The organism is Actinoplanes sp. NPDC049265 (assembly GCF_043197135.1).
GTDB lineage: Bacteria > Actinomycetota > Actinomycetes > Mycobacteriales > Micromonosporaceae > Actinoplanes.
In genome coordinates, this window is sequence record NZ_JBICSP010000005.1 from 73,937 (window position 1) to 98,960 (window position 25,024).

General features: G+C 71.9%; 24 protein-coding genes. 8 read left to right on the forward strand and 16 right to left on the reverse strand.

Features of this window, described 5'->3' with window-relative positions; all coding sequences use genetic code 11:
* Positions 1-38 precede the first annotated feature (38 nt).
* Genes ACGFIO_RS14895 through ACGFIO_RS14915 form a run of 5 tightly spaced genes read right to left on the reverse strand, consistent with a single transcriptional unit; the run spans position 39 to position 2,887 of the window.
* Positions 39-326, reverse strand: coding sequence for an HPr family phosphocarrier protein (locus tag ACGFIO_RS14895; RefSeq protein WP_392826539.1), 288 nt, complete (start codon positions 324-326; stop codon positions 39-41).
* Positions 323-769, reverse strand: a complete 447-nt coding sequence (locus tag ACGFIO_RS14900; protein ID WP_392826542.1) for a PTS sugar transporter subunit IIA — start codon at positions 767-769, stop codon at positions 323-325. The genes ACGFIO_RS14895 and ACGFIO_RS14900 overlap by 4 nt, the downstream gene beginning before the upstream one ends.
* Positions 766-1,530: a magnesium transporter MgtE N-terminal domain-containing protein gene (locus ACGFIO_RS14905; RefSeq protein ID WP_392826544.1), complete on the reverse strand. Its 765-nt coding sequence runs from the start codon at positions 1,528-1,530 to the stop codon at positions 766-768. The genes ACGFIO_RS14900 and ACGFIO_RS14905 overlap by 4 nt, the downstream gene beginning before the upstream one ends.
* Positions 1,531-1,535: 5 nt before the next feature.
* Positions 1,536-1,811 (reverse strand): PTS lactose transporter subunit IIB, encoded by a 276-nt coding sequence (locus ACGFIO_RS14910; RefSeq protein ID WP_392826546.1) that lies wholly within the window; start codon positions 1,809-1,811, stop codon positions 1,536-1,538.
* Positions 1,812-1,813: 2 nt separating this feature from the next.
* Positions 1,814-2,887, reverse strand: a complete 1,074-nt coding sequence (locus ACGFIO_RS14915; RefSeq protein ID WP_392826548.1) for a PTS transporter subunit EIIC — start codon at positions 2,885-2,887, stop codon at positions 1,814-1,816.
* A 183-nt stretch (positions 2,888-3,070) separates the two neighbouring features.
* On the opposite strand from ACGFIO_RS14915, the gene ACGFIO_RS14920 reads away from it, so the two are divergent.
* On the forward strand, positions 3,071-3,865 hold the full coding sequence (locus tag ACGFIO_RS14920) for an SGNH/GDSL hydrolase family protein (protein WP_392826550.1): 795 nt from the start codon (positions 3,071-3,073) through the stop codon (positions 3,863-3,865).
* A gap of 3 nt (positions 3,866-3,868) precedes the next feature.
* Here the strand turns inward: ACGFIO_RS14920 and ACGFIO_RS14925 are convergent, their stop codons facing one another.
* A complete protein-coding gene (locus ACGFIO_RS14925) occupies positions 3,869-4,375 on the reverse strand; it encodes a cupin domain-containing protein (RefSeq protein ID WP_392826552.1) in 507 nt (168 codons plus the stop codon).
* A gap of 58 nt (positions 4,376-4,433) precedes the next feature.
* On the opposite strand from ACGFIO_RS14925, the gene ACGFIO_RS14930 reads away from it, so the two are divergent.
* Positions 4,434-5,054, forward strand: a complete 621-nt coding sequence (locus tag ACGFIO_RS14930; RefSeq protein WP_392826554.1) for a TetR/AcrR family transcriptional regulator — start codon at positions 4,434-4,436, stop codon at positions 5,052-5,054.
* Here ACGFIO_RS14930 and ACGFIO_RS14935 read toward each other — a convergent pair.
* From ACGFIO_RS14935 to ACGFIO_RS14945, 3 genes are read right to left on the reverse strand one after another with little or no spacing between them, the layout of a single operon-like run.
* Entirely contained in the window at positions 5,045-5,269 is a 225-nt protein-coding gene (locus tag ACGFIO_RS14935) for a hypothetical protein (RefSeq protein WP_392826556.1), read from the reverse strand. The two genes, ACGFIO_RS14930 and ACGFIO_RS14935, sit on opposite strands and share 10 nt — an antisense overlap.
* A gap of 7 nt (positions 5,270-5,276) precedes the next feature.
* Positions 5,277-5,969, reverse strand: a complete 693-nt coding sequence (locus ACGFIO_RS14940; protein ID WP_392826558.1) for a tetratricopeptide repeat protein — start codon at positions 5,967-5,969, stop codon at positions 5,277-5,279.
* Between the two features lie 58 nt (positions 5,970-6,027).
* Positions 6,028-6,315 carry a hypothetical protein gene (locus ACGFIO_RS14945; RefSeq protein WP_392826560.1) on the reverse strand — a complete coding sequence of 96 codons (288 nt, stop codon included), beginning with the start codon at positions 6,313-6,315 and terminating at the stop codon, positions 6,028-6,030.
* A 75-nt stretch (positions 6,316-6,390) separates the two neighbouring features.
* Between ACGFIO_RS14945 and ACGFIO_RS14950 the strand changes: the two genes are divergently transcribed.
* Together ACGFIO_RS14950 and ACGFIO_RS14955 are read left to right on the forward strand one after the other, a co-directional pair.
* Positions 6,391-7,872: a hypothetical protein gene (locus ACGFIO_RS14950; RefSeq protein WP_392826562.1), complete on the forward strand. Its 1,482-nt coding sequence runs from the start codon at positions 6,391-6,393 to the stop codon at positions 7,870-7,872.
* Positions 7,869-8,306: an MEKHLA domain-containing protein gene (locus tag ACGFIO_RS14955; protein WP_392826564.1), complete on the forward strand. Its 438-nt coding sequence runs from the start codon at positions 7,869-7,871 to the stop codon at positions 8,304-8,306. The genes ACGFIO_RS14950 and ACGFIO_RS14955 overlap by 4 nt, the downstream gene beginning before the upstream one ends.
* Positions 8,307-8,322: 16 nt before the next feature.
* On the opposite strand, the gene ACGFIO_RS14960 is transcribed toward ACGFIO_RS14955, so the two are convergent.
* Positions 8,323-9,261 (reverse strand): SGNH/GDSL hydrolase family protein, encoded by a 939-nt coding sequence (locus tag ACGFIO_RS14960; RefSeq protein ID WP_392826566.1) that lies wholly within the window; start codon positions 9,259-9,261, stop codon positions 8,323-8,325.
* Positions 9,262-9,500: 239 nt separating this feature from the next.
* On the opposite strand from ACGFIO_RS14960, the gene ACGFIO_RS14965 reads away from it, so the two are divergent.
* Positions 9,501-10,466, forward strand: a complete 966-nt coding sequence (locus ACGFIO_RS14965) for an NAD(+)/NADH kinase (RefSeq protein WP_392826568.1) — start codon at positions 9,501-9,503, stop codon at positions 10,464-10,466.
* Here the strand turns inward: ACGFIO_RS14965 and ACGFIO_RS14970 are convergent.
* On the reverse strand, positions 10,426-11,982 hold the full coding sequence (locus ACGFIO_RS14970; RefSeq protein WP_392826570.1) for an alpha/beta hydrolase: 1,557 nt from the start codon (positions 11,980-11,982) through the stop codon (positions 10,426-10,428). The genes ACGFIO_RS14965 and ACGFIO_RS14970 overlap by 41 nt on opposite strands.
* Positions 11,983-12,118: 136 nt before the next feature.
* Between ACGFIO_RS14970 and ACGFIO_RS14975 the strand changes: the two genes are divergently transcribed.
* On the forward strand, positions 12,119-12,691 hold the full coding sequence (locus ACGFIO_RS14975) for a TetR/AcrR family transcriptional regulator (RefSeq protein WP_392826572.1): 573 nt from the start codon (positions 12,119-12,121) through the stop codon (positions 12,689-12,691).
* Between the two features lie 15 nt (positions 12,692-12,706).
* On the opposite strand, the gene ACGFIO_RS14980 is transcribed toward ACGFIO_RS14975, so the two are convergent.
* From ACGFIO_RS14980 to ACGFIO_RS14990, 3 genes are all read right to left on the reverse strand, one after another.
* A complete protein-coding gene (locus tag ACGFIO_RS14980; RefSeq protein WP_392826574.1) occupies positions 12,707-15,163 on the reverse strand; it encodes a WD40 repeat domain-containing protein in 2,457 nt (818 codons plus the stop codon).
* A gap of 111 nt (positions 15,164-15,274) precedes the next feature.
* Positions 15,275-17,026 (reverse strand): MFS transporter, encoded by a 1,752-nt coding sequence (locus ACGFIO_RS14985; RefSeq protein WP_392826576.1) that lies wholly within the window; start codon positions 17,024-17,026, stop codon positions 15,275-15,277.
* 15 nt (positions 17,027-17,041) lie between these two features.
* Complete coding sequence (locus tag ACGFIO_RS14990) at positions 17,042-17,476, reverse strand: MarR family winged helix-turn-helix transcriptional regulator (protein WP_392826578.1); 435 nt, start codon at positions 17,474-17,476, stop codon at positions 17,042-17,044.
* Positions 17,477-17,608: 132 nt separating this feature from the next.
* Between ACGFIO_RS14990 and ACGFIO_RS14995 the strand changes: the two genes are divergently transcribed.
* On the forward strand, positions 17,609-18,103 hold the full coding sequence (locus ACGFIO_RS14995) for a hypothetical protein (RefSeq protein WP_392826579.1): 495 nt from the start codon (positions 17,609-17,611) through the stop codon (positions 18,101-18,103).
* 66 nt (positions 18,104-18,169) lie between these two features.
* Entirely contained in the window at positions 18,170-22,864 is a 4,695-nt protein-coding gene (locus ACGFIO_RS15000; protein ID WP_392826580.1) for a diguanylate cyclase, read from the forward strand.
* Positions 22,865-22,869: 5 nt separating this feature from the next.
* On the opposite strand, the gene ACGFIO_RS15005 is transcribed toward ACGFIO_RS15000, so the two are convergent.
* Both ACGFIO_RS15005 and ACGFIO_RS15010 read right to left on the reverse strand, forming a co-directional pair.
* Complete coding sequence (locus tag ACGFIO_RS15005; protein ID WP_392826582.1) at positions 22,870-24,003, reverse strand: LysE family transporter; 1,134 nt, start codon at positions 24,001-24,003, stop codon at positions 22,870-22,872.
* 76 nt (positions 24,004-24,079) lie between these two features.
* Complete coding sequence (locus ACGFIO_RS15010) at positions 24,080-25,000, reverse strand: helix-turn-helix domain-containing protein (RefSeq protein WP_392826584.1); 921 nt, start codon at positions 24,998-25,000, stop codon at positions 24,080-24,082.
* Positions 25,001-25,024: the final 24 nt, after the last annotated feature.

Below are 25,024 nucleotides of genomic sequence, written 5' to 3' on the forward strand. Positions count from 1 at the left end.
GGTCAGCCATCGACTCCCCCGAGACCGCCAGAAGCAGGTCAGCCATCGACTCCCCCGAGACCGTCCGAAGCAACGAAGCCGTCGTGCGCGGCGATCGCCTGCGCGACCAGGGACAGATCGACCACCGAGGACGACTCCAGGACCAGCTCGGTGCCGTACGGCGCGGCCAGGGTCAGCAGGGACAGCACGGAGTCGGCCGGCACCGGTTTGCCGTCGTCACGGCGTACCCACACCGGGCTCTGACAGGAAGCGGCGACCGCCGCGACCCGCGCCGCGGCCCGGGCGTGCAACCCGCTCGCGCTGCCCACCAGCACCGTCACGATCATGCCGCGACCTCGGGGTTGAGCATCGCCAGGATGTCCGCGGGATCGGCCGTCGAGCGCAGCGCCAGCGCTCGCCGGGGATCGAGCAGGATCCCGGCCAGCGCCGACAGCACCGAGAGGTGGCCCTCGCCGCGCACCGCGATCGCCACGCACACCGTGACCAGGCCGCCGTCCCACGGCACGCCGCCGGGGAACCGCAGCACGGCCAGCGAATCGCGTCGGACCAGCGCACGCGAGCCGTCGACGCCGTGCGGGATGGCCACGCCCTCGCCGAGCCAGGTCGACATCAGGCGTTCCCGTTCCAGCATGGCCCACCGGTAGCCGCGCTCGACCGCGCCGATCTCTTCCAGCACGTCGGCGCAGCGGTGCACGGCGACCAGCCGGTCCACGGCCGACTCGGCCACGCGGATGGCCCGCAGGTCGAGCACCGCGCCGATCCCGGTCATCCGGCCAGCCTCACCAGCGCGCGCCCCAGCACGCCGTCATTGTCGTCGGCGTTCCAGGTGACCAGTGCCCCGGGGGTCATCGACCAACGTTGATCAGCGATTTGGTACAGCGACTCCGGGCTGGGCCAGGCGTTCGAGACGACGAGCAGGCCGTGCACGCCGCCCTCGCGGAACACCTGTTGCGCGGCGGCCACGGTGGCGCTCGGCAGCACGCCCGAGTCCAGATAGCACAGTGCGATGCCGAAGATCCGGTGGAAGATCGCGGCGTACAGGTTGCTGCCGTGGTCCTCCGGCACCCAGGACAGATTGGCCGAGGTGCGCCGGAGCGAGTCGATGACGGCCCGTTCGTAGGTGACCCGGCGCAGGTCGGCCAGGCGCATCGGGTCGAGCACCTCGACCAGCCGGCGCCGGGCCGGACCGGGCATCTCGTCCAGCATCATCGCCAGGTGTTCCGAGGACACCCGGTCGAGCTGGGCACCGGCCCGGTCCGGGGGCAGCGCGGCCATCACCTCGGCCGCCTCGATCAGCGGCAGCAGCGCGAGTTCGGCGGCGAGCCGGGCGTCGTCGAGGAAGCCGAGCAGGGTGGCCCGGCGGGCCGGGTCGGCGGCGATCAGCAGCTTGGCGATCAGGCGCCCGTCCATGGCCGCGATCAGCCGGACGATCCGGTCACGTGGCATCGACAGCAGAACCTGGCCGGCCCGCCGCGGCGGCGTGGCACCGAGCATGGTGACCACGTGTTCGGTCGGCATGGCCCCGAGCACGCGCGTCAGCCTCCCTGCTTGATCGCGGCTACCACCTTCGCCACCGCCGGGTCGCCGAGGAACAGCCGGAACGGCACCACCTCGGCGTGCGGCGCGGCGGCGCGGACCCGGTCGTACAGGGCGGCCTGACAGAGCACCAGTTCGGCGTCGGCCGGGATGGCGGCCACCGGGCAGTGCTCGACCTGGACGGGCAGGTTCCGGAACTCCCGCTTGAGCGTGCTGGCCAGCATCACACTGCTGCCCATGCCGGCGTCGCAGGCGACGACAAGTTTGCCGATCATCGTCACAGACCTTCCTCGTCGCGGCTCAGCCGACCGAACCCCAGCAGCAGCGAGCCGACCATGAACGACACCAGGGCGGCGACCGCGATGCCGGCCAGCACGCCGAGATAGGCGCCGCGCGGGGTGTTGGTGAGGAAGGCGAAGATGCTGCCCGGCGAGGGCGTGGCGACCAGCCCGGCCCCGGTCACCATGAACGTGCCGATGCCGGCCGCCCCGCCGCAGATCGCGGCCAGGATCATGCTCGGCTTCATCAGCACGTACGGGAAGTAGATCTCGTGGATGCCGCCGAGGAACTGGATCGCCATCGCGGCGGGCACGCTCGGCCGCAGCGCCTTGGGCCCGAAGCAGAGGTACGCCAGCAGGATGCCGAAGCCCGGACCGGGGTTGGTCTCGAGCATGAACAGGACGGACCGCCCGGTCTGGGCCGACTCGGCCACCCCGAGCGGGCCGAGCACACCGTGGTTGACCGCGTTGTTCAGGAACAGCACCTTGGCCGGCTCGATCAGCAGCGCGGCCGCGGGCAGCAGCGACTGGTCGATCAGGAACTGCACGCCCCGGCCGGCCGCCTCGGTGAACAGTTCCATCACCGGCCCGATGGCCAGCACACCGGCGATCGCGAACAGAGCGCCGAGGATGCCGGCGGTGAAGTTGTCGACCAGCATCTCGAAACCCGGGCGGATCCGGTCCTTGAGGGCACCGTCGATCAACTTCAGCACGTACGCGGTCAGCGGCGCGATCAGCATGGCCCCGAAGAACATCGGGGCGTCGGCGCCGATCACGATGCCGACCGTGGCGACCGCGCCGACCACGGCCCCGCGCTGGCCGTGCACCATCCGGCCGCCGGTGTATCCGATCAGGACCGGGAGCAGGACATGCACCATCGGGTCGACCAGCGTCGCCAGCCTCGGGTTGGGCAACCAGCCGCCCGGGATGAACAACGCGGTGATCAGGCCCCACGCGATGAACGCGGCGATGTTGGGCATGACCATGCCGGCCAGGTGCCCGCCAAATCGCTGAACGCGAGCTTTGACACCGGTCTCGCCGGCCGGCACAGCGGGGGTGTAAAGCTCTGCCACGCGAAGCTCCTGCAGCCTGTTCTACAAGGGGAGGCTTCGTTGTACCGACGAGATCACCGAGTGTCAACGGCTGTCCGGTCTAGATTTCGGATGTTGCTGAGCGTCAGCGGACAATAAGGACTTCTCAGTGTCCTGTGAATGGGGACGGAGCGTCGGTATTCGTCCGGTCGTTAGCGTTCCCCGGTGCGCACATTGATCTCGTTGGCCGCGATCGCCTCGGCTGTCCTCATCCCGCTGTCCACCATGTCCGCTCCGGCGCAGGCCGCGGCGCCCCAGCAGTACGTTGCGCTGGGCGACTCGTACGCGTCCGGCGTCGGCGCCTACCCGTACGACGACGCCACCTGCCTGCGCAGCCCCCGCAGCTACCCGCGGACCTGGGCCGCCGCCCACCCGTCGTACACGCTGACCGACCGGACCTGCAGCGGCGCGACGATCGCGGACGTGCGGAACACCCAGCTGTCGGCCCTCAACGCCACTACCGCGCTGGTGACCATCCAGGTCGGCGGCAACGACGACGGTTTCCGCTCGACTGTGGAGAACTGCCTGACCGGCAGCGACAGCCTGTGTTCGGTGTCGTCGCAGCTGGGCTCGCACTACGCCACCCACGACCTGGTCGACAACCTGGCCGCGCTCTACGCCGACGTGCAGGCCCGGGCGCCGCACGCCGCCATCGCCGTGCTCGGCTACCCGCGGCTGGTGACCGCGACCGGCTCCTGCGGACTGGTGAATCCGAGCGCGGCCAAGCGGACCGCGCTGAACAGCAACGCCGACGCCATGGCCCAGGGCGTGAAGGCCGCGGCCGACCGCCGTGGGCTCTACTTCATCGACGTGCGGTCGCTGTTCCAGGGGCACGAGGCCTGCGGCACCGCGCCCTGGATCAACGGTGTGGACCTCGCCCACCAGACCGAGATCTTCCATCCCACCGCGGCCGGTCACAAGGCGTACGCCGACATCCTGACGATCGCCACCGACTGGTAGCTGTCACTCGGGCAGGATCGTGCTCCCGAGCTGCTCGATCAGCGGCGCGAGTTTCATGAACCGCTCCGGCGCCCACGGTTCGGGCAGGGCGCCGGGGACCGGTTCGTCGCCGCCCTGCACGAACAGCTGTTCCGGCCCGGCCGGCGTGAAGAGGAAGAGCGTCTCGGCCGGCTTCGAGCTGATGTTCTTGAAACGGTGCCGGTGCCGGCGCGGGATGAAGACGAACGATCCGGCCTCGGCCACGAACGTCTTCTCCCCGTCGAGGAACTCCAGTTCACCCGAGAGCAGGTAGAACGCCTCGTCCTCGGCGCCGTGGCTGTGCGCGACCGGGCCGGATCCGGGCGGGACGATCGCGTGGACGAAGGACAGCGTGCCGTTCGTGTCGCTCCGCGCCGCCTTGATTGTGTAGACGTCGCCGGACATCCACTTGACCACTCCTTCGGCCGCGGGCACGTGCAGCACCCCACCGCCGGGGGTGGCGCGGGGTTCGTCAGGGATCGAGAAAGTCATGGAGCGGAAACTATTCATTAGTTGATGCTCTAGTCAATGTTGTGGGTAAAGTCTGCCCATGCCGGCTGCCCGTTATTACTCACCGCGGCGGGAGGACGCCGCCGCGGCCACCCGAACGGCGATCCTCACCCACGCGTTGCGGCTGTTCCTCGAGCACGGCTACGCCGGCGTCACCGTCACCCAGATCGCCAAGGCGGCCGAGGTGGCGCCGCAGACCGTCTACGCCAGCGCCGGCGGCAAGGCCGGCATCCTGGCCGCGCTGTTCCGCCCGATCCTCGAGGACACCACAGCCAAGGAGGCCAACGGCGCCGGGCGGGACACCACCGACCCGAGGCAGGTGATCGCCCTGGCCGCCGCCGGCACCCGCCACGTGTCCGAGCAATACCGCGATCTGCTCAACGATCTGGTCCGGCAGGCGCCGGGCGAGCCGGCCGCGCAAGAGGTGGTCGACACCGTGATGGCGAAGTGCCTGCTCGGCCTCTCCGGCGTCGCCGACCGCCTGATCGAACTCGGCGTCCTGCGCGCCGGCATCGACCGCGAGCAGGCCATCGACACACTGTGGTTCTACTTCGGGCACAACGCCTGGTACGGCCTGGTCGCCGACCGCGGCTGGCCCTGGGACCGAGCCCAGGCGTGGCTCGGCGACGGCGCCTGCCGGGCCCTGCTGAATCAGGACTGATCGACGCCGAGCGCGGCGAACGCGGTGTCGATCAGCTCGGGCCGAGCGGAACGGCCGTCGACCGCGACCCACTCGTCGATCGCCACCGCGAGCGCGGTCAGCGCCGTCGCGGCGAGCACCTGACGCTCGAACGCGGTCAGGTCGCCCCGCCCGGCGGTCGCCTCGGCGAACAGGGCCCGGGTGCCCCGCTGAGCCTCCAGCTGCCCGGCCCGCAACTAACACTTAGGGGAGGAACTCCTCCGGACGGCCAGAACCGGCCGCGTCCTTCCGGCGGCCGAACAGCTTCCAGCCCCGCTTCTTCGGCTCGGCGGCACGCACCGTCTCGCCGTTCAGCACGGCCAGCCGATGCTGCGCGACCGGGTTCTCCGGCTCCAGGCGCAGCGAGATCAGCAACGCCTGCCGGGCCTGGTCGGCGTGCCCGAGGGCGTCCAGGGCCACGCCGTGGGTGAAGTAGTAGTGCGCCTCGTTCGGATCCAGGCCGATCGCCGTACGCGCGGCCTGCTCGGCGTCGGCGATCTGCCGGTCGGCGGCGAGCAGCGCCCAGGCCACCCGGTCGTGCCACAGCGGGTTCTTCGGCTCCACGATCACCGCGCGGTAGGCCATCGTCACGGCCTCGTCGTGCCGACCCATCAGGGTCAGCGCGCGGCTGGCGGAGGCCAGCGGCCGGGGATCGTCCGGGGCCAGCGCGATCGCCTTGGCCGCGGCGTCCAGAGCACCCTCGGTCAGGTCGAGCACCAGCCGGATCCGGGCCATCAGGATCCAGCCCACGGCCGAGGACGGGTCGCCGGCCAGCACCTTCTCCAGCAATGCGGCGGCCTTGGCCGGATCGACCCGCTCGAACAGTGCGGCGGCACGGGCCACACCGAGCTCGGTCGGCGTCATGCTCTCGATGTCGATGAGAAGGTCGTGGCTCACACAGGCCATCATCGGCAGCCCCTCGCCCGATGTAAGCCGTTTCCAGGGATTTCTCCCGTTAGGATCGCCGCCGCCGAATCATGATCACGATGTAGATCCCGGCCACGGCCAGCAGCGCGGCGGTCACGTCGAGGCCGGCCAGCAGGGCGACCAGGGCCACGACGGCGCAGACGACACCGACGGCGGCCAGAAAACCCACGCTTCCCGGGTACGCCGGCCGCCGGCCCGCCGCGACCACGTGCTCGGCCAGCCGCTCCCGGGCCTCGGCGTCGCCCGGGTCACGCAGCACCCGGTCGAGCAGCGCCCGGCGCCGGGCCTCGCGTTCGAATCTCGGATCGGGGGTCACCCGCCTGCTGTCGGCCGGTAGTCCCAGTACCTGAGCGACATTGAACTTCCGGCCGGCTCCTTCGTCGTCGCCAGCATGACCACGACTGAGCTGGACTTCACGACCAGCGTCTTCGACCAGGAACACATCACCCTCGCGGGCACACGCGAGGGCATCGTGCGCGGCGGCCGTGATCTGTTCGACCGGCTGCCCCGGGCGTTCGAGGGCATCAACCAGACCGCCGTGATCGGCTGGGGCCCGCAGGGCTCGGCGCAGGCCCAGAACCTGCGCGATTCCCTCGGCGGCCGGCTCAGGGTGGTCGTGGGCCTGCGCGATGGTTCGTCGTCGTTCGCCGCCGCCCGGGACGCCGGTTTCACCGAGGCGGACGGGACGCTGGGCGAGATGTTCGAGGTCATCGCCGCCTCCGACATGGTCCTGCTGCTCATCTCCGACGCCGCCCAGGCCGCCCTGTACGAGCGGATCTTCGCCGCCCTGCGGCCCGGCGCGACGCTCGGCCTGTCGCACGGCTTCCTGCTCGGCCACCTCGACCGGCAGGGCGCCACCTTCCCGGCCGGCATCGACGTGATCGCGGTGTGCCCCAAGGGCATGGGCGCCTCGGTACGGGCCCTCTACGTGCAGGGGGCGCGGACCAACGGCGCCGGCATCAACGCCAGCTTCGCGGTCGAACAGGACGTCAGCGGCCGGGCCGTCGAGCGGGCGCTGGGCTGGTCGGTCGGGCTGGGCGCGCCATACACCTTCCGGACCACGCTGCGCTCGGAGTACGTGTCCGACCTGACCGGCGAGCGGGCGATCCTGCTCGGCGGCGTGCACGGCATCGTCGAGAGCCTCTACCGGCGGTTCCGGGATCAGGGCCTGAGCGAGACCGACGCGTACCGGCACTCGGTCGACTGCGTCACCGGGCCGATCTCGCGGACCGTGTCCAAGGACGGTCTGCTCGGCCTGTACCGGCGGCTGGACGCGGGCCAGCGGGAGACCTTCGGGCGGGCGTACGCGGCCGCGTACCCGGTCGGCCTGGAACTCACCCACGAGATCTACGACGAGGTCAGCTCGGGCAACGAGATCCGCAGCGTCATCCTGGCCGGCCGGCGGCTGGACCGGTTCCCGATGGGCCGCATCGACCAGGCCGACATGTGGCGGGCCGGTGAGGTCGCCCGGCAGGACCGCGACGACGAGGCGCTGCCCCTCGACCCGTTCACCGCGGGCATCTTCTGCGGCGTCATGATGGCGCAGATCGACACGTTCATCGAGCAGGGTCACCCGTACTCGGAGATCGCCAACGAGTCGGTCATCGAGGCGACGGACTCGCTCAACCCGTACATGCACGCCCGCGGCGTCGCGTACATGGTGGACAACTGCTCGACCACGGCCCGGCTGGGCTCCCGCAAGTGGGCGCCCCGGTTCGACTACCTGCTCACCCAGACCGCGTACCCCGCCGCCGACCACGACCCCGGCTCGCTCGACACCACCCTGGTCAAGGCGTTCGAAGAGCACCCGATCCACGAGGTGCTGCGGATCTGCGCCCAGATGCGGCCCTCGGTCGACATCTTCGTCCAGTGACCGACCCGGCGTCCTTCGCCGACCTGCTGGCCGGCAGCTACCTGCGGCTGACCGGCCGGCCCCTGGTCCCCGACGGCCTGCACGGCCCGGAGGCGGCGGCATGGCTCGGCGCGGCGCCGTTCGGGTTGCTGGCCCACGACACGTCGCCCGACCCGGTGTTCGTCTACGCCAACCGGACCGCCCAGGAGCTGTTCGGGTACGACACGGATGAACTGGTCGGCCTGCCCTCCCGCCTGTCGGCGGGGGCGCAGGACCGCGACGAGCGCCGGGCCTTCATGGAGTCGGTGCGGCGCGACGGGTACGCCGACGACTACCGCGGTCCCCGGGTCCGCAAGGACGGCGGCCGGTTCTGGATCGAGGACAGCACGGTCTGGAACCTGGTCGACGGCGGCGCGCTCGTCGGCCAGGCCGCCCAGATCCGGAGCTGGACCTAGGGTGACCGGGATCGGCCTACGCGCTGTCAGTTCGCGCTTTCCCATCAGCCGGGCGCATCGTCGCGGCTGAGCAGAAACGGGACGGCGTCGGGGGCACGACGTCAGCGGACGAGATCGGGGTGCACCGGGTCGCCGGCCCGGCCGGCGGCCTCGTGCGCCGCCTCTTCCAGCGGCCGGACCCGCGCCGGGGCCGGGATCCGGGGCCGGCCGGCAGCACGGCCAGAACGGTGGGCAAGGTGACGGCGACGGCTCGGGCATACCCCTCGGCGGAAGGGTGGAAGCGGTCATGTCCGAACATGCGCTCGGGGTCGGCCGCGAAGTAGGGGTTGAGAAGACTCGCGAGCGACACGGTGAAACCACCCGCCCGAGCCACCTCGATGGTCTGGGCCGCCGCCAGCCGACGGCTCAGAAACCGGGCCACCCAGCTCAACGGTGGTCGGAACGGCGGTAGCACGCCCAGGTCGGGACAGGTGCCGACGACGACCGTGCAGCCGGCCGCACGTAGCCGGCGCACCTCGATGCCCAGCTGTCGCACCCGTTTCCGCTGGCCGGCCAGCATGGTGACATCGTTCCCGCCGATGTAGATGACCGCCAGGTCCGGCGCCAGGCACAGGGCTCGGTCCACCTGGTAAGGCAGGTCGGGGGTCTCCGCACCCGGCACGGCCAGAGTGTGAGCTGTGACCCGCCGCCGAAGCCGGCGCGAGATCCCGGCGGCCAGGAGCGCGGCCGGGGTCTCACGCGAGCGGTGGGCGCCGTACCCGGCGGCGAACGAGTCGCCCAGTAGCACCAGGGAGAACGGGTCACGCGAGGTACGCGGGCCGTAACCCACGTCGCCCCGTGGCGGAGGTGCCACCGGTTCCGGGATACCGCGCCGGGTCGCAACTGTCTGCCATTTGAACGCGGCGGTTCCACCGAACAGGCAAGCGATCACCGGCAGCAGGACGACGATGTTCATCAGTCGGTGGCGACGGTCAGGAGAGGGATCGGGACCAGCAGGATCAGCTTTCGCATTCAGGAAAACTATGGCGGGCCCGGTAGTCGGCGCTTCGTTCCTTTTTGTGTGACACGGGCCCCACCCGATGAATTGGTCCAGGTCCCGAGGGAGGCTCGCGGCGCTCGGCCGGCCGGAAACCCAAATCTGGGTGCCCTTCTGTCCCTGCGCGGCCCTACGAGCGTTCCCCCTATCGTGGGTGTGTGGACCATGGAGTTGAGACCATCGGGCTGGTGCTGCACCCGCGGAAGCCGGTCGGCGAGTCGATCACCACGATCGTGCGGTGGGCCGAGGCCGCCGGGCAGCCGGTGCTGGCCCTCGACCAGGATCGCGATCGGGTTCCGCCGGAGGTCGAGGTGGTGTCCGACGACGAGTTCCGGCGCCGGGTCGCGGGCGTGGTCTCGCTCGGCGGGGACGGGACCATGCTCGGGGCGATGCGCCTGGTCGCCGACCGGCCGGTCCCGGTGCTCGGGGTCAACCACGGCAACCTGGGCTTCCTGGTCGAGGTGACGCCCTCGGGGCTGGAGGCGGCGCTGGCCCGGCTGGCCGACGGCGACTTCACCGTCGAGCAGCACGGTTGCCTGGTCGCCGAGACCAGCGGGCCCGACGAACTGTCGACCGGTTACGGCTTCAACGACGTGGTGCTGGCCCGCCTCGGCCGCACCGGCGCCGTCTCGATCGACCTGGCCGTGAACGACCTGCGGTACGGCTACTACAAGTGCGACGCGGTGGTGCTGGCCACTCCGAACGGCTCGACCGCCTACAACTACGCGGCCGGCGGGCCGATCCTCTCCCCCTCGGCCGCGTGCACGGTGATCGCGCCGGTCGCGCCGATGGCCGGCATCGGCCGGGCGGTCGTGCTCGGCGCCGGTGACGTGGTGTCGCTGACCGTGGCCGAGGACAGCGCGCCGGTCGCGGTCGACGTGGACGGGACCGCGGCCGGCGAGCTGAAACCCGGTGACGTTCTGACCGCCCGGATGCGGGTGGACGCGGCCGAGGTGGTCCGGCTGGACGCGAGCGCGCACGCCGGCCGCAGCCGGGTGAAGCTCAGCCTGCTCGATCTGCCGCTGCGCCGGGACCAACTGCTCGAGCTGATCCCGGCGGAGCTGCGTCAGGAGGCGGCGGAGCTCAACGCACGCCGATCCGGTGCTGAAGGTCCGCTCGGCTGAGCGGCTGGGCGGCGCTCTTCTCGGCGGCGGCCGCGGCCGGCGGGGCGAGCGGCTTGCACTTCAGGTCCGAGGTGTTGGCCTTGACCCGCTTGGGCAGAGACCCGTTCGCGAGGTACGCGGCCACGGCGCCGTCCACGCACTTGTTGCCGAACAGCGAGCCGGCGTGCGTGGTCCCGCCGACGCCCTCGATCAGCGCCGCCCGGGGGAACCGCTTGCGCACCTCGAGGCTGCCGGTGAACGGGGTCGCCGCGTCCAGCGTCTCGCTGATCAGCAGCACCGGCGGCGCCTTGATCCCGGTCACCGCGACCGGTTTGGCCGACCTGGCCCCCCACTTCCGGCAGGGCGCGTTGAACCAGGCGTTGCCCCAGGTCTCGAAGGGCGCCTGGGCGTGCACGGCCCAGTTGTCCGAGCGCCACGTCGACCAGGGCGACGGCCACGGCGCGTCGGTGCACTGGACGGCGAGGTAGACGGCGTACCCGTTGTCGGCGTTCGCGGTCTGCGGGTTGCCCTCGTCGAAGAGCTTCTTCAGCGGCGCGGCGTCCTTCTTCACGGCGTACGCCGAGAATGCCTCGGCGACCGTCGCCCAGCCGAACACGTAGTAGCCGGCCTGGAGGAACACGTCGGTCAGCTCGGCCGGCCCGATCACCTTGGCCGCCGGCTTGCTCGCCACCTGCTTGAGCAGGCCGTAGTAGCGCTTCTCGACCGCCGCGCCGGTCCGGCCCAGGTGGTAGACGTCGTCGTGGGCGGCGACCCAGGCCCAGTAGACCTTCATCGACTTCTCGAAGGCGAGGTCCTGGTCGAGGTTGGCGTCGTACCAGACCCGGGCCGGGTCCACGTTGCCGTCCAGGACCATCCGCCGCACCCGCTGCGGGAACAGCGTGGCGTAGACCTGGCCGAGGTAGGTGCCGTACGAGAAGCCGTAGAAGTTGATCTGCTCGGCGCCCAGCGCGCGGCGGATCGCGTCCATGTCGCGGACGTTGTCCACGGTTGTCATGTGGTCGAGCAGTTTGCCGCCGGCCCGGTCACAGTCGGCGGCGTACTTCGCGGTACGGGCCAGCCAGTCCTTCTCGATCGCGGCCGTGCTCGGCACGTAGGCCGGGCGGTCGTACCCGATGTACTTGTCGTCGCAGCTCAGCACCGGTTTGGACGAGCCGACGCCGCGTGGGTCGAACCCGATCCAGTCGTACGCCTTGCCCGCACCGCCGGGCACGTAGTCGCCGAGCGCCGACAGGGTGAGCCCGGCCCCGCCCGGCCCGCCCGGGTTGACCAGCATGATGCCCTGGTAGTCGGCGGCCGTGTGCTTGATCCGGGACACGGCCAGCTTGAGCGTCGCTCCGTCCGGACGGGCCCAGTCCCGTGGCACTGCCACGAACCCGCACTCCGCCTTCCGCGCTGCCAGCGCCGGGCTCGCGCATTTGCCCCAGGTGATCCCCGCGGCCGGCTGGTCCGGTCCGGCCCAGGCGTTCGCGGCCACGGCGGCGCCGGCCACTGTCACACCGATGGCCGTCGCGGCCATCAGAATCCTTCGCATTCCATACCTCTCGCCGGTTTTCGCCCAAATTAGGCTTCACCTCGCGAAACCGGGTCGCCCGTAGCGGCGACACGGGTGAAATACGACTCAATACGACAAGTCTGTCGGTTAGCGTCAAATCATGACCGCTGTGACGATCAAGAAGCCGCCGGTCCGGGACCGGCTGCTGGCCGCGGCCGACGAGCTGTTCTATGCCGAGGGCGTGCACACCGTCGGCATCGACCGGGTCATCGATCGCGCCGGCGTGGCCAAGGCCTCCCTGTACAGCGCCTTCCGCAGCAAGGAGGCGCTGGTCCGGGCCTACCTGGAGGGGCGGCACGAGCGGCGCCGGGTGCGCCTGCTGCACAGCCTCGCGGCGTACGAGGATCCGAGGGAACGCCTGCTCGGTGTGTTCGACGTGCTGGCCGAGGTCGCCGGCGCGCCGACCTTCCGGGGGTGTGCGTTCTACAACGCCTCGGCCGAGTCCCCGGACGGCGGGGCCGTGCAGGAGGTGTGTGACACCACCCGGGCCTGGACCCGGGGGTTGTTCACCGAGCTGGCCCGGGACGCCGGCGCCCGCGACCCCGAGCAGCTGACCGCTCAGCTGATGGTGCTCTACGACGGCGCGATGGCCGGGGCCCGGATGGACCGGCGCCCGCAGGCGATGGCCGACGCCCGTTCGGTCGCCGCCACCCTGCTCGCCGCCCAGCTGTAACGCCGACGCTCACGCTCAGAGCGGTGTCCGATCGCCGGATACCGCTCTGAGCTCGTGCGGGTAGATGGAGACCCCGGCCTCGTAGTCGCCGACGGCCACGATCGCCACGCCGTCCACCTCGGTCACCGCAACGCAGGTGACCGATCCGAGCAGGCCCGCGACGTCCGGTCCGGACCGGGCGGCGCGGCCGAGGTCCCAGCTCTCCACACCCTCCTCGGCCGCGACGAACGCGATCGGGCGGCCGTGCACCGTCGCCACCTCGATCGCCTGGATCCAGCCGGCTTCGCGTTCCAGCGTCGCCCGGCGTTCACCCGTGGCCAGATCGCACAGGTGCAGCCAGCCGGCTTCGTACGGGTCGGTCCATTCGTCACCGTCGGCGGTGTACGCGTCGGTGCTGTGCACCGCCATCACCCGGCCGCCGACCTCGGTGAACACACCGGCTCCACGGTCCTCGGGGGTCAGCCACGGCGGTAGCAGCGGGACGGCGGCGGCGACGTCCCAGATCGTCACCATCCCCAGTTCCGGCTCCGCGTCGGGAAACAGCTCCGGATCCGGCTCACCGGCGGTCAGCGCGACCAGCTTGCCGTCCGCGACGGCGAGAGCGTGCACGGCGGCCTCGCCCGGCACCCGCAGGTCCCCGACGACAGCACCGGTCGGGGCGTCCCACACCCGCAGATGTCCGTCGGTGACCGTGGCGACCAGTGATCCCGTGGCAGCGAGCCGCCCGCCGCCGACTTCGGACAGGGGCTCGCCGATCCGCTCGCCGGTGTCCGGGTCCCAGCGCCGGATTCCGTCGTCGGCCGCGCTGATCAGAATCCCACCGGCGTAGACCAGACCACCGATCTCTCCGTCATGGGCCGCGATCGGGCCACCGACGGTCCGGCCGGCCGCGTCCCACAGGAGGATCGCGCCGCTCTCATCGGCGGATGCGAAGCCGGGCCGCCCCGCTCGCACCACCGCGGTCAGGCCGGTGACGGGGTCAGTGTGACCGGCGCCCCGGGACGATTCGTCGACCAGCCACAGTCGCGGCGACTCCGGCTGATGGGCGGCGATCACCGCCGGCCGGCCGGCCCAGCGGGTAACCCCCAGGGCCGACACGGGGCCGGCGCCCCCTTGCCACGGCATCCCGATCGGCTCGCCGGTCGAGACATCCCAGACTCGGACCAGGCCGTTGTCCGAACCGGTGGCGAGCAGCGAGCCACCCACGGCGAGGGCGGTCACCGGGTACGGCGGCACACCGTCCGCGTGCCGGTTGCGGTGATCGATGGTCGCCACGTCGGAGCCGGAGGCGGTGTCCCGGATCCGGATCCCGTCGCCTCTGATCGTCGCGACCCGCGCCGGAGTTGCCGGGACGATCGGGCCGTCCCCGGCTCGGTGGCGGATCGGCCGGCCGCCTTCCAGGTCCCAGACCCGGCCGCTGTCGAAGATCACGACCGGCCGGCCGCCGGCCGTGCCCAGTCCGCTGAACCCCTCCATCGGGCCGCCGTAGAGGTCGCTTTCCAGCGCTACACCGGTCGAGGTGTCCAGCACCGACAAGGCGCCGTGCTCCCCGGCGAAGGCGACGAAGCCGGCCGAGACGGCGCCCGCCCCGGCCCCTTCGGAGCGGAGCGCTTCCTCCTCGCCGGGCAGCCAGATGTCCACCCGGCGCTCGGATCCGATCTTCCAGACCAACGCCGCCGCGAGTTCGCCACCGATCTCGGCCAGCCCGAGCCGGGTCAGCCACACAGTCTCGTTCGAGGTCGCCGGGACCTCCGGCCCGGTCCGCCACAGCCTCGGCAGGGTGTGCTCCGCACCGGCGGACACGTTCCAGGCCGGCGGCGCGGCGTCCGGTCCCTGGTTCCAACGCTGCGAGACGATCAGCAACTCGCCCCGGTGCTCGACCGCCGCGACCATGGCATCGTGCCCGGGGAACGAGGCGCCGACGGGCTCGGCGGTGAGCGCGTCCAGGACTTGCAGTTGCCCGGCGGCCCCGGTCACCACCAGCAGCCGGTCGCCGTGCTCGACGAACGCGAGCCCACCGGTGGGATGGGTGGCTCGGGGTGTGCCGTCCAGCTCCCAGACCCGGATCTCGTCCCGGTTGGCCGAGGCGACCAGGCCCGCGCCGAGCCCGACCGCTGTCGGATAGGCCGGCCCGCGCCGGCCCGGGGCGGCCGGTTCGCCGGTCGCCGGGTCGCGCACCGTGACCAGATCCGACGAACCGGTCACGAGCAGCGGACGGCCGTCGGCGCGGCCCAGTTGCATCGCACTCGGTACCGCCCAGCCGTGCAGCAGCGACCGGTCCGGCCGCCGTACGCCGGTCTCGAGATCGAGCACGCGCAGCGGTACGTCGGACGCCGACCGGCCGGCGAACACCACCACCGGCCGCCCGTCGATCTCGGCGAACTCGATCCGCTCGGTCTCGAAGTCCGCGCCGAGACCCTCACCCGAGAACTGATGCGGCGCCTGCGGGGAGGCGACCCAACCGGAAGACATGAATCGCGACAATAGTGCTTCGAGCCATTGTGGTCGCACGGCCAGAACGAAAGTGCACCGCCTCTGTCCCGGACCACCTCGGGTTGCGCGGCGAGCCGGCGGCGCGGTCGGTCAGCGCTCGGCCACCGGCGTGGCCGGGGTCAGCGGCTGCGCCTCGGCGATCTCGGCCTCGAGCTTGGTCTCGGCGGTGACCTCGTCGGTGGCTTCCGGCGTGCGCGGGCCACGGACCAGCGAGGCCAGCGCGCCGAGGACGCCCAGCCCGATCGCCATCCAGAAGACGATCACCAGGCCGTCGTGGAACGGGCCGGCGATCAGCCGCGGGAAGAACGACAGGCCGGTCAGCACGGCCGCGTTGCCGGGCGGCAGCGCGCCCAGCACCTGGGGCCCGAGCAACTCGGCGATCGGGTTGTAGCCGAGGAACGCCGCGAACAGGGTGCCGACCGGCGGCAGGCCCGCGACCTGGCCGGCGGTCGCCGCGGGCACGCCCTGCGCGGTCAGCCCGGCGCTCAGTGTGCCGGGCAGGTGGTCGGCCAGCCCGGCCACCATCAGCGAGAAGAACACCCCGATGGACAGCACCTGGCCGGCGTTCATGAAGGTCGCGCGCATGCCGGACGCGGCGCCGCGCATGTTGGCCGGCACGCTGGACATCACCAGCGAGGTGTTCGGCGCCGAGAACAGGCCGCCGCCGACACCGTTGACGAAGATCAAGATCGCGAAGACGGGGTACGAGAAATCACCGGGTACGAGCAGCAGCCCGGCGAACGACGCGGCCATCACCAGCAGGCCACCGGCGGCGAACGGGCGCGACCCGAAACGGTCGGAGAGCCAGCCCGACAACGGCCCGGCGATCAGGAAGCCGATGGTCAGCGGGAGCAGATAGATGCCGGCCCAGAGCGGGGTGGACTCGTAGTCGTACCCGTGCAGTGGCAGCCAGATGCCCTGCAACCAGATGATCAGCATGAACTGCAGGCCGCCACGGGCGATCGCGGCCAGCAGGCTGGCCGCGTTGCCACTGGTGAAAGCCGCGTTGCGGAACAGCGCGAGCGGAAACATGGGCTCGGCGGCCCGGGCCTCGATCACGCCGAAGAGCACCAGGATCACGACGCCGCCGATCAGCCCGGTCAGCACCCACGGGTTGGTCCAGCCCATCGTGTGGCCGCCGTAGGGCTGGATCCCGTACGTGATGGCGGCCAGCACCGCGGTGAGACCGACCGCGAAGGTCAGGTTGCCCCACCAGTCGATCTTCGCCTTCCGGCGGACGCCACTGTCGTGCAGCGAGCGGTACGCCCACACCGTCCCCAGGATGCCGAGCGGGATGTTCACCCAGAACACCGAGCGCCAGTCCCACTCGGCCAGCACCCCGCCGGCCACCAGGCCGATGAACGAGCCGGCCAGCGCCGACACGATGTTGACGCCGAGCGCCATGCCGCGCTGCCGGGCCGGGAACGCGTCGGTGATGATCGCGGCCGAGTTGGCCATCAGCATCGCGCCGCCGATCGCCTGCACCACCCGCCAGCCGATCAGCCACAGGGCGCCGCCGCTGCCGTCGAACGGGTCGAGGGAGAGCACGATCGAGGTCAGCGTGAAGATCGCGAAGCCGGCGTTGTAGATCCGGACCCGGCCGTACATGTCACCCAGCCGGCCCAGGGTGACCACCAGCACCGCGGTGACCAGCATGTAGCCCATCAGCATCCAGAGCAGGTAGCTGACGTTGCCGGGGGTGAGCGGGTTGAGGTCGATGCCCTTGAAGATCGCCGGTAGCGAGATCAGCACGATCGAGGCGTTGATGGTGGCGAGCAGGGTGCCGAGGGTCGTGTTCGACAGCGCGACCCACTTGTAGCGGGGGTGGTCCACGGAGAGCACGGAACGGCTCCTCTTTTACTCAGTGATCAGGTCACCCAGCCGCCGGAGGGCGGGGAGTGCTTCGAGCAGGGCGGCGTGCTCGTCGTCGGGCAGCTGCTCCAGCAGGTCGGCCAGCGCCCGGGCCCGGCCGTCGCGGCGACGGGCCACGGCGCTGCGGCCCTCGTCGGTGATGCTGACGACGACCACCCGGCCGTCGGCGGGGTCGCCGCCCCGGCGGACCAGGCCTTCCCGCTCGAGCCGGGTGACCAGCTGGGTCATCGCCGGTTGGGAGACGCCCTCGGGCACGTACAGCTCGCTGAGCCGGTGCGGACCGGACCGTTCGAGCCGCCGCAGCGTGGAGGCGGCGGTCAGGCTCAGCTCCGAGCGTGGCGTCAGCCGCCGCAGGGCCTCGTAGAACCGCTCGAATCCAGCGATGACGCGCGCATCGTCGGGCTTGATCGTCGTGGCCACCGGCTGCACCCCTGATTTATATCACTGGCTTATACAGATAAACCCGTCGCGAACCTGTGACGAGCACCATCCACCCGGACGCGCCCGGTCCGGGTCCGGCCGGCCCAGCGTCCGGTTTGTCACCATGCGGTGATGGAGACGTGGTTGCGTCCACAGCTGGGTACGACCACCCGGGACGACTCCCGCGCGCCCAAGGCCTACATGGCAGCCTTGCAGCACGTCGCACTGACCCTGGCCGCCGACCCCGCGTGGCGCTCCTGGTGGCGTGGCTCCGGCATGACCACCTGCGAGCTGGGCATCGTCGCCGAGGACAAGCTCGACCACCTGCGCCCCAGCGCCGACATCCGCCGGCACGGCACCCAGGTGCGGGCCAACTTCACCAGCGCCGCCCCGCCCGTACCGTCCGACCTGGTCAAACTGGCCGCGGCCGAGCTGACCGGCATGTTCGAGGTGATCCGCGAGGCGATGGGCCTCCCCCGCCTGCCGCCCATGCCCCCGCTGGCCGCGATGCCGGCCGAGCCCCCCACGGTCGAGGTGACGAAGAAGTCACTGCCCAGCGCGCCGCGCGAACTCGAACACCAGCAGGGCTACCTGACGCTGGCGCAGATCCACGAGTTCTTCGGCTGACCAGCCTCAGGTTTCACCCTCGCTGCCGAACAGAACTGTGTCCGGAGTTCGGCAGAGAGGTCCCCCATGAGCGCCGCCGGGAGCGAGACGCCCCTCTGGGCCGGCCCGCGTACCACCGTGCGCCGGGACGGCGGCTTCGTGGTCAAGGAAACGCACGGCCCGGACGCCGCCGCCCGGGTCCAGCACGAACGGCACATCCTGGAACGGCTGGCCGGCGTCGACGGCGTGACCCGGCTGGCACCCCAGCATCCGGGCGAACCGCACCGGCTGGTGCTGCACGACGTACCCGGGCGGACCGGACTGCGCGCCCTGCCGCCACCGGTGCTCGGCCGGCTGGCGCTGCGGCTCGCGCACATCGTCGAACGCGTACACGCGGCCCGGGTGATGCACCGCGACATCAACCCGGACAACGTCGTCCTGGGCGAACCCGACCACGAGCCCGTGCTCATCGACTTCGACCTGGCCACGACCTTCGCCGAGGTCCGGCCGGCGTTCATGCGCCCGGAGCGGATCCCGGGGCAGCTGCCCTACCTCGCGCCCGAGCAGACCGGCCGCACCGCGCTCGCCGTCGACCAGCGCGCCGACCTCTACGCCCTCGGCGCCACCGTGTACGCGTTCGCGACCGGCCGGCCGCCGTTCCCCGACGACGACCCGCTGCACCTGGTGCACGAGGTCCTGACCGCCGTCCCGGCGCCGCTGGCCGAGGTGGTGCCCGAGGTCGGCGTCGGTCTGTCGGACATCGTGGCCCGGCTGCTGGAGAAGGATCCCGGCCATCGTTATCAGAGCGCCGGCGGGCTGGCCTACGACCTCAGCCGGCTCCTCGCCGACGGCGAGCTCAACCAGCTCGGTGAGCGCGACTACCCCGAACGGATCATGCCCGCCTCACTGGTCGGCCGCACCGCCGAGCTGGACCTGCTCCGGACCTCGTTCGCCGAGGCCATGCGGGGCCGGCGCCGCAGCGTACTGGTCGCCGGGACCAGCGGGGTCGGCAAGTCGACGCTGATCACCCGGACGGCGGCCTGGGCGACCCGGCGGCGCGGCTGGTTCGTCTCGGCCAAGCACGACCAGTACCGGCAGGACAACGTGGTCAACGGCGTCCTGCAGGCCCTGCAGGAGCTGGCCCGGCGGTTGCTGGCCGAGCCCGAGCGGGAGCTGGCGGCCCACCGGGCCCGCATCACCGGCACCGTCCACGACGTCGCCCTCGCCGCCGCGGTCCTCCCCGAGGTCGCCGCCCTGGTCGGGGCCGAGCACGACCCGGCCGCGCTGACCGGGACCACGCAGCTCTTCGAGATCGCGATCGAGGTGTTCCGGGCCGTCGCCACGCCCGAGCAACCGGTGGTGCTGGTCCTGGACGACCTGCAGTGGGCCAGCGTGTCGGCGCTGCAGTTCGTCGACGCCGTGGTGACCGCCGACGACCTGCGCGGCCTGTTCCTGATCGGGGCCTACCGCGACAACGAGGTCGACGCCGCGCATCCGCTGACCGCGCTGCGGGAACGCTGGCGGGCCATGGACTGCGCGCCACCGCTGATCACCCTGGGCGGGCTGGACGAGAACGACCAGATCACGTTCGTGGCCGAGCTGCTGCGGCAGCCCCGCCGGTCGGCCCGGGAGCTGGCGGCGGTCCTCGGCGAACGGTGCGGCGGCAACCCGTTCGACACCACCGAGCTGATCAACGCGCTGCGCCACGACGGTGTCCTGCGGCTCGACGACCAAGGCTGGAGCTGGGACGAGAGGCAGATCCGGCGGTACGTGGGCAGCGGCGCGGTCGTCGACCTGCTCGCCGCCCGGCTGGCCGAGCTGCCCGCCGACGCCCGCCGGTGCCTGCGGGTGATGGGCTGGCTGGGCAACGTGGTGCCGGTCCCGGTGCTGGCCGCCGCCACCGGCACGGACGCCGGCGAGCTGATCGGCACCCTGGCCCCGGCCCTCGAGGACGGCCTGCTCAGCATCGGCGGCGACGACGCGGTCCTGGGCTTCCGGCACGACCGGGTCCAGCAGGCGGCGAGCGCGCTGGTCACCGGGGCCGAGCGGCTCCCGGTCGCCCGCCGGCTGCTGCACAGCGGCGCCTTCGAGGCCGAGGCGGTCGAGCAGTACCTCGCCTGCTGGGAGGAGATCGACGAGCCGGAGGAGCGCCGGCGGGTCGGCGACCTGTTCCAGGTGGCGGCCGGGCACGCCGTCCGGGTGAGCAACCACGCCACCGCGGAACGTCTGCTCGCCGCCGCCTGCGCGATGGACGCCACCGGCGCCGCGGCGCCCCTGATCGGCTGGCACCGGACGCTCTACCTGCTCGGCCGGCTGGACGAGGCCGACCGCGTGTACGACCGGATCATCGCCACCGGCGGCGACCCGGTCGAGCTCACGCCGGCCGTCAGCACCCAGGTCGACTCCCTGCTCAACCGGGCCCGCCCGGCCGATGCCATGGTGCTCGGCCTGGACTGGCTGGCCCGGCTCGGCTTCGGGGTGCCGGCCGACGACGCCGGGGCCGTCGGCCACGGGCTGGACGTCGTCCGGCGGTGGATCGGGCAGACCAGCGTCAGCACGGACGCCGATCGGCCCGTCCCGGCCGGCGCACGGATCCAGATGGCCGGCGCGCTGCTCGGCCGGGTCAGCGGGGCCGCGTTCTTCGCCGATCAGGGGGTCTACGCCCGGCTCGTCGTGCTGTCCCATCGGATCTGGCGTGAGCACGGGCCACTACCGGCCCTGGCCTCGGTGATGTCCAACATCGGGAGCCTGTTCATCTCGCTCCGGGACGACTACCGGAGCGGCCCACGGGTGGTCCGGCACGTGCGCGAGGTGACCGAACGGCTGAATTCCCCGGTCGCCGCGGCGCAGGCCGGCTTCTACTGGCTGGCGGCCAACATGCACTGGGTCGAGGACCTCGCCGACGTTCCGCGCGAGGCCGCTCTGATGCGCGACACGCTCGTCCAGGGCGGTGACCCGCAGCACGCCTGCTTCGTCTACTTCCCGGCGCTCGGGGCGATGATCGACGTCGCGGCGACGCTCGGCTCACTCGACCAGGAGATCGACACCGCCCTGGCCCTGGCCGCCCGGACCCGGAACGTCACCACGACCACCACGATCATGACGTACCGGAGGTTCGTCGAGGCCGTCACCGGCGACGCCGACGTCGTGACCGTCTTCGACGACCCGGCCGAGCAGCGGATCCGGCAGCGGGGCGGGCGGGGGGCCGCGCACTCCTACCTGCTCCAGGCGATGGCCGCCGCGATCCTGGACGACCAGGTCACCCTGCGGCGGGCGATGCTCGCCGCCGGCGACTGGATCCGCACCACCACCGGCCAGTACCAGTACGCGTTGAGCATGCTCCTGCGGGTGATCGCCGGGCTGCCCGCGGACGGGGTGGCGGAGTGGTTCGCCGAACGGGCCGAGCAGATGCCGGCCAACTTCCGGCACCTGCTCCACCTGGTCCGGGCCGAGCAGGCGTGGAAGGCCGGCGACGAGGTCACCGCCCGGATGGCGTACGACGAGGCCCTGACCGCTCTGGACACCGTGCGACGGCCCTGGCACCGCGCGCTCACACTGGAGCGGGCGGCCGAGTTCCACCGGTCGTCCGGGCTGCCCGCCACCGCCCAGCTGCTGCTGGCCGAGGCCTACGACGAGTACGAGGCGTGGGGCGCCACGGCCAAGGTCCGCAGGCTGCGTGACCGAGTCGGCCGCCGCCGCGCGGTGAACACCGCCGGAACCTCGGTCGGGATGCTCGCTTCCGACGTCGACCTGCTGGCCATCCTGGCCGCGTCCCAGGCCATCAGCTCGGCCGTCGGCCTGCGCCATCTGCACGCGGCGGTGCAGGAGCAGCTGTGCGCGGTGGCCGGCGCGACCGCGGTCACCCTGCTCGTCCGCGACGAGGTGACCGGCCGGCTCGACCTGGTCGACGGGGACACCGGGGACGTACGCACCCCCGCGCCGGCCGAGGCACCGCTGTCCGTGGTCCGCTACGTCCAACGCACCAACACCCAGCTCGTCCTCGACGACGCCCTGGGCGACGAACGTTTCGCCCGCGACCCGTACTTCGCCGGGCGGCAGCTGTGTTCGGTGCTGGCCGTGCCGATCGCGGCCGGTCTGCTGGTGCTCGAGAACACCAATAGCCGCGGCGCCTTCACCGGTGACCGGACCGACGCCGTCCGCCTGCTCGGTGGTCAGCTGGCGGTGTCGGTGGCCAACGCGATCCTCTACCGCACCCTGGAGGACCGGATCGCCGGGCGTACCCGGGAACTGCAGAACGCCAAGGACGAGGTCGAACGCCTGAGCCTGATGGACACCCTGACCAACGTCGGCAACCGCCGACTGTTCGACCGCCGGATCGACGCCACCTGGAAGCGGGCGGTCTCGTCGCACGAGTGTGTCGGACTCGTCCTGATCGACGTGGACCACTTCAAACTCTTCAACGACCGGTACGGCCACCTGGCCGGCGACGAGTGCCTGCGCCGGGTGGCCGAGGCGATCTCGGGCGCCGTCCGGGAGTCCGATGTGGTCGCCCGCTACGGCGGCGAGGAGTTCGTGGTGCTGTTGTCCGACGTCCGCGAGACGGCGGTGGTGGCCGCGGTGGCCGAACGCATCCGCCAGGCGGTCGAGAACCTGGCCATCCCGCACGAGGACAGTCCGTCGGCCACGGTCAGCGTCAGCGCCGGTGTGGCCACCGCGGTCCCCGCACCGGCGGCGACCGCTACCGACCTGGTCGACGCGGCCGACGGCGCCCTCTACCGGGCCAAGGGAGAGGGCCGCAACCGCGTCACCCTGGCCGGCTGAACGGGTCAGCCGGTCTCCGCCGCCGGCGGGTCGCGCGGACGCGTGCGCCGTCGCAGCGAGAAGCCGCTGAGCAGCACGACTTCGACCACCAGCAGGATCGCGGCGAGGGCCAACGCGATACCGCGCGTCGCCGGGCTCCGTACGGTGTCCCCCCGAGAAGCGGCCGGTGCTGCGGGTGGGCTCGGAGCACGCTCCGCCCCGGGCGGAGCCTCGGTCAGCACGCCGCGGCCGTGCGCGTCCGGCGGCAGCAGCAGAATCCAGCCGGGTTCGACAGTGGACGAGTTCGTCATCCGCCCGCCGTCCGGTTGCGGCCGATCGCGATTGAGGGCAAAGAGCTCACGATGCCGGCGACCGTCGCCGAGCGTCTTGGCCGCGATCGTGAACAGGCCTTCGCTCTGGCCATGCGGAGGCCGGGCGACGATGTAGTACTTGGCCGGCGTGGGCGGGCCGGCCGCCTCGACCGCCTGTGCGGGGGCCGGTCGCTGGTAGGAAAGACCACCCGCGTTGACCGCCAGTTCCGCGGCGAACACGAACAGGAGGGCCGCCGTCGCGTAACGCTGGATCCGGAGCCAGGACGGCCGGCGTTCCAGGAAGGCGGCGATGCTTCCCGCCCCACACACCAGGCCGACGTGCGTGGCCAGGCTGACCGCGATGTGCGTACCGCCGAGCACGGCCGCCTGCGCCGCCAGGTGACCTCGCTCCATGCGGATGAACTGGGGCAGCAGTGAGACGTACATCAGCGGGGCCTTGGGGTTGAGCACGTTCGTCAGAGTGCCCATGAGCAGCAGGCGGATCCCGGACGACGGACTCTTCACGGCGGTTCCCGGTCGGCGCGCGGCGGCGAACGACGGCCCGTTCCTGCGTACCGCGCACCAGGCCAGCCAGATCAGATAGGCCGCACCCGCGAGCTGCAACGTGAGGTACAGCCGGGGCACGGCGGTGAGAGCGGCCGACAGCCCGAAGACGGCGGCCGTCAGGTGCAGTACGTAACCGATGCCGACGCCGGCGAGGGCCACCAGACCGGACCGGCGTCCTTCCTCGATGCTCCGCGAGAGCAGGTAGATGACGTTCGGGCCGGGCGTCACGGCCATGCCGAGCGCGACCACGGCGACGGCCAGCATCGTCGATGGATCAACCATGTCCGCGAACCCTCATTCGCCGCCGCTTTCGACCCCTCCTACGACGAAAGGCGAGGGTTGCTGGTTCACGGCGTCCTCAATTGGTGCCCGGGTCACCCGCCTCCCGCGGACGCATGCGGTGGACGCGGCGCGCACCGGCGGGCCGGATGTCCCGCCGCAGGAGGTCGAAACGGGCGGCGTCCGGGGTGCGCGGCGGCGGGATCAGCGTCTGGATCCGCTGGTCCGACCCGGGCGCCATCATCACCTCGCCCTCGACCCGGATCTCCCCGGCCACCGGGTGCTCGATCCGGCCGGGCCGGCCGCCGCGCCCGTTGCCGGTGCCGGTCCGCCAGAGCTCGGCGAACCGCGGACCGGCCAGCATGCGCTCGATCATCGCGGCCAGCCGCCGGTCGGCGGGATAGGTGGCGGCCGCGAACCGGAGGTCCCCGACCAGCGCGGTCTCCGTCGCGGCGGGCCCCTCGCCGACCCGGACCGGCCACGGTCCGATCTCCTCGACGGTGCGGCCGTCGGAGTTCAGGAACACCGCCGCGATCAGGTTGTCGAAGGGCCAGTCGTATTTCGCCGGATCACCGGCCGCCGCGACCCACATGTCGTTCCAGCCCAGGACCGTCCAGTCCGGGGCCACGATCAACGCCGGCCGGTCGGACAGCCCCGCGACGATCCGTTCCACCGCCGGATCGACCTCGAGGGGCACATCACCCCGTGGCGGCAGCTGGCCGGCGCACCGGAACAGGTACTCACGCTCCCACGACGACAGCCGCAGGGCCCGGGCCAGCGCGGAGACGACCTGGGCCGACGGCGTGGAGCCGCGCCCCTGCTCGAGCAGCTTCACGTAGTCGACCGACAAGCCGGACAGCCGGGCCAGCTCGGTGCGGCTCAGCCCGGGAACCCGGCGGCGACGGTGCACCGGCAGGCCGAACCGCACCGGGTCGGCGCGTTCACGCCAGCCGCGCAGCGCGACGCCGAACGGACTCGACGCACCGTCGCGGCCGGGCATGAACGAACTCTTTCCGCCGAGTCG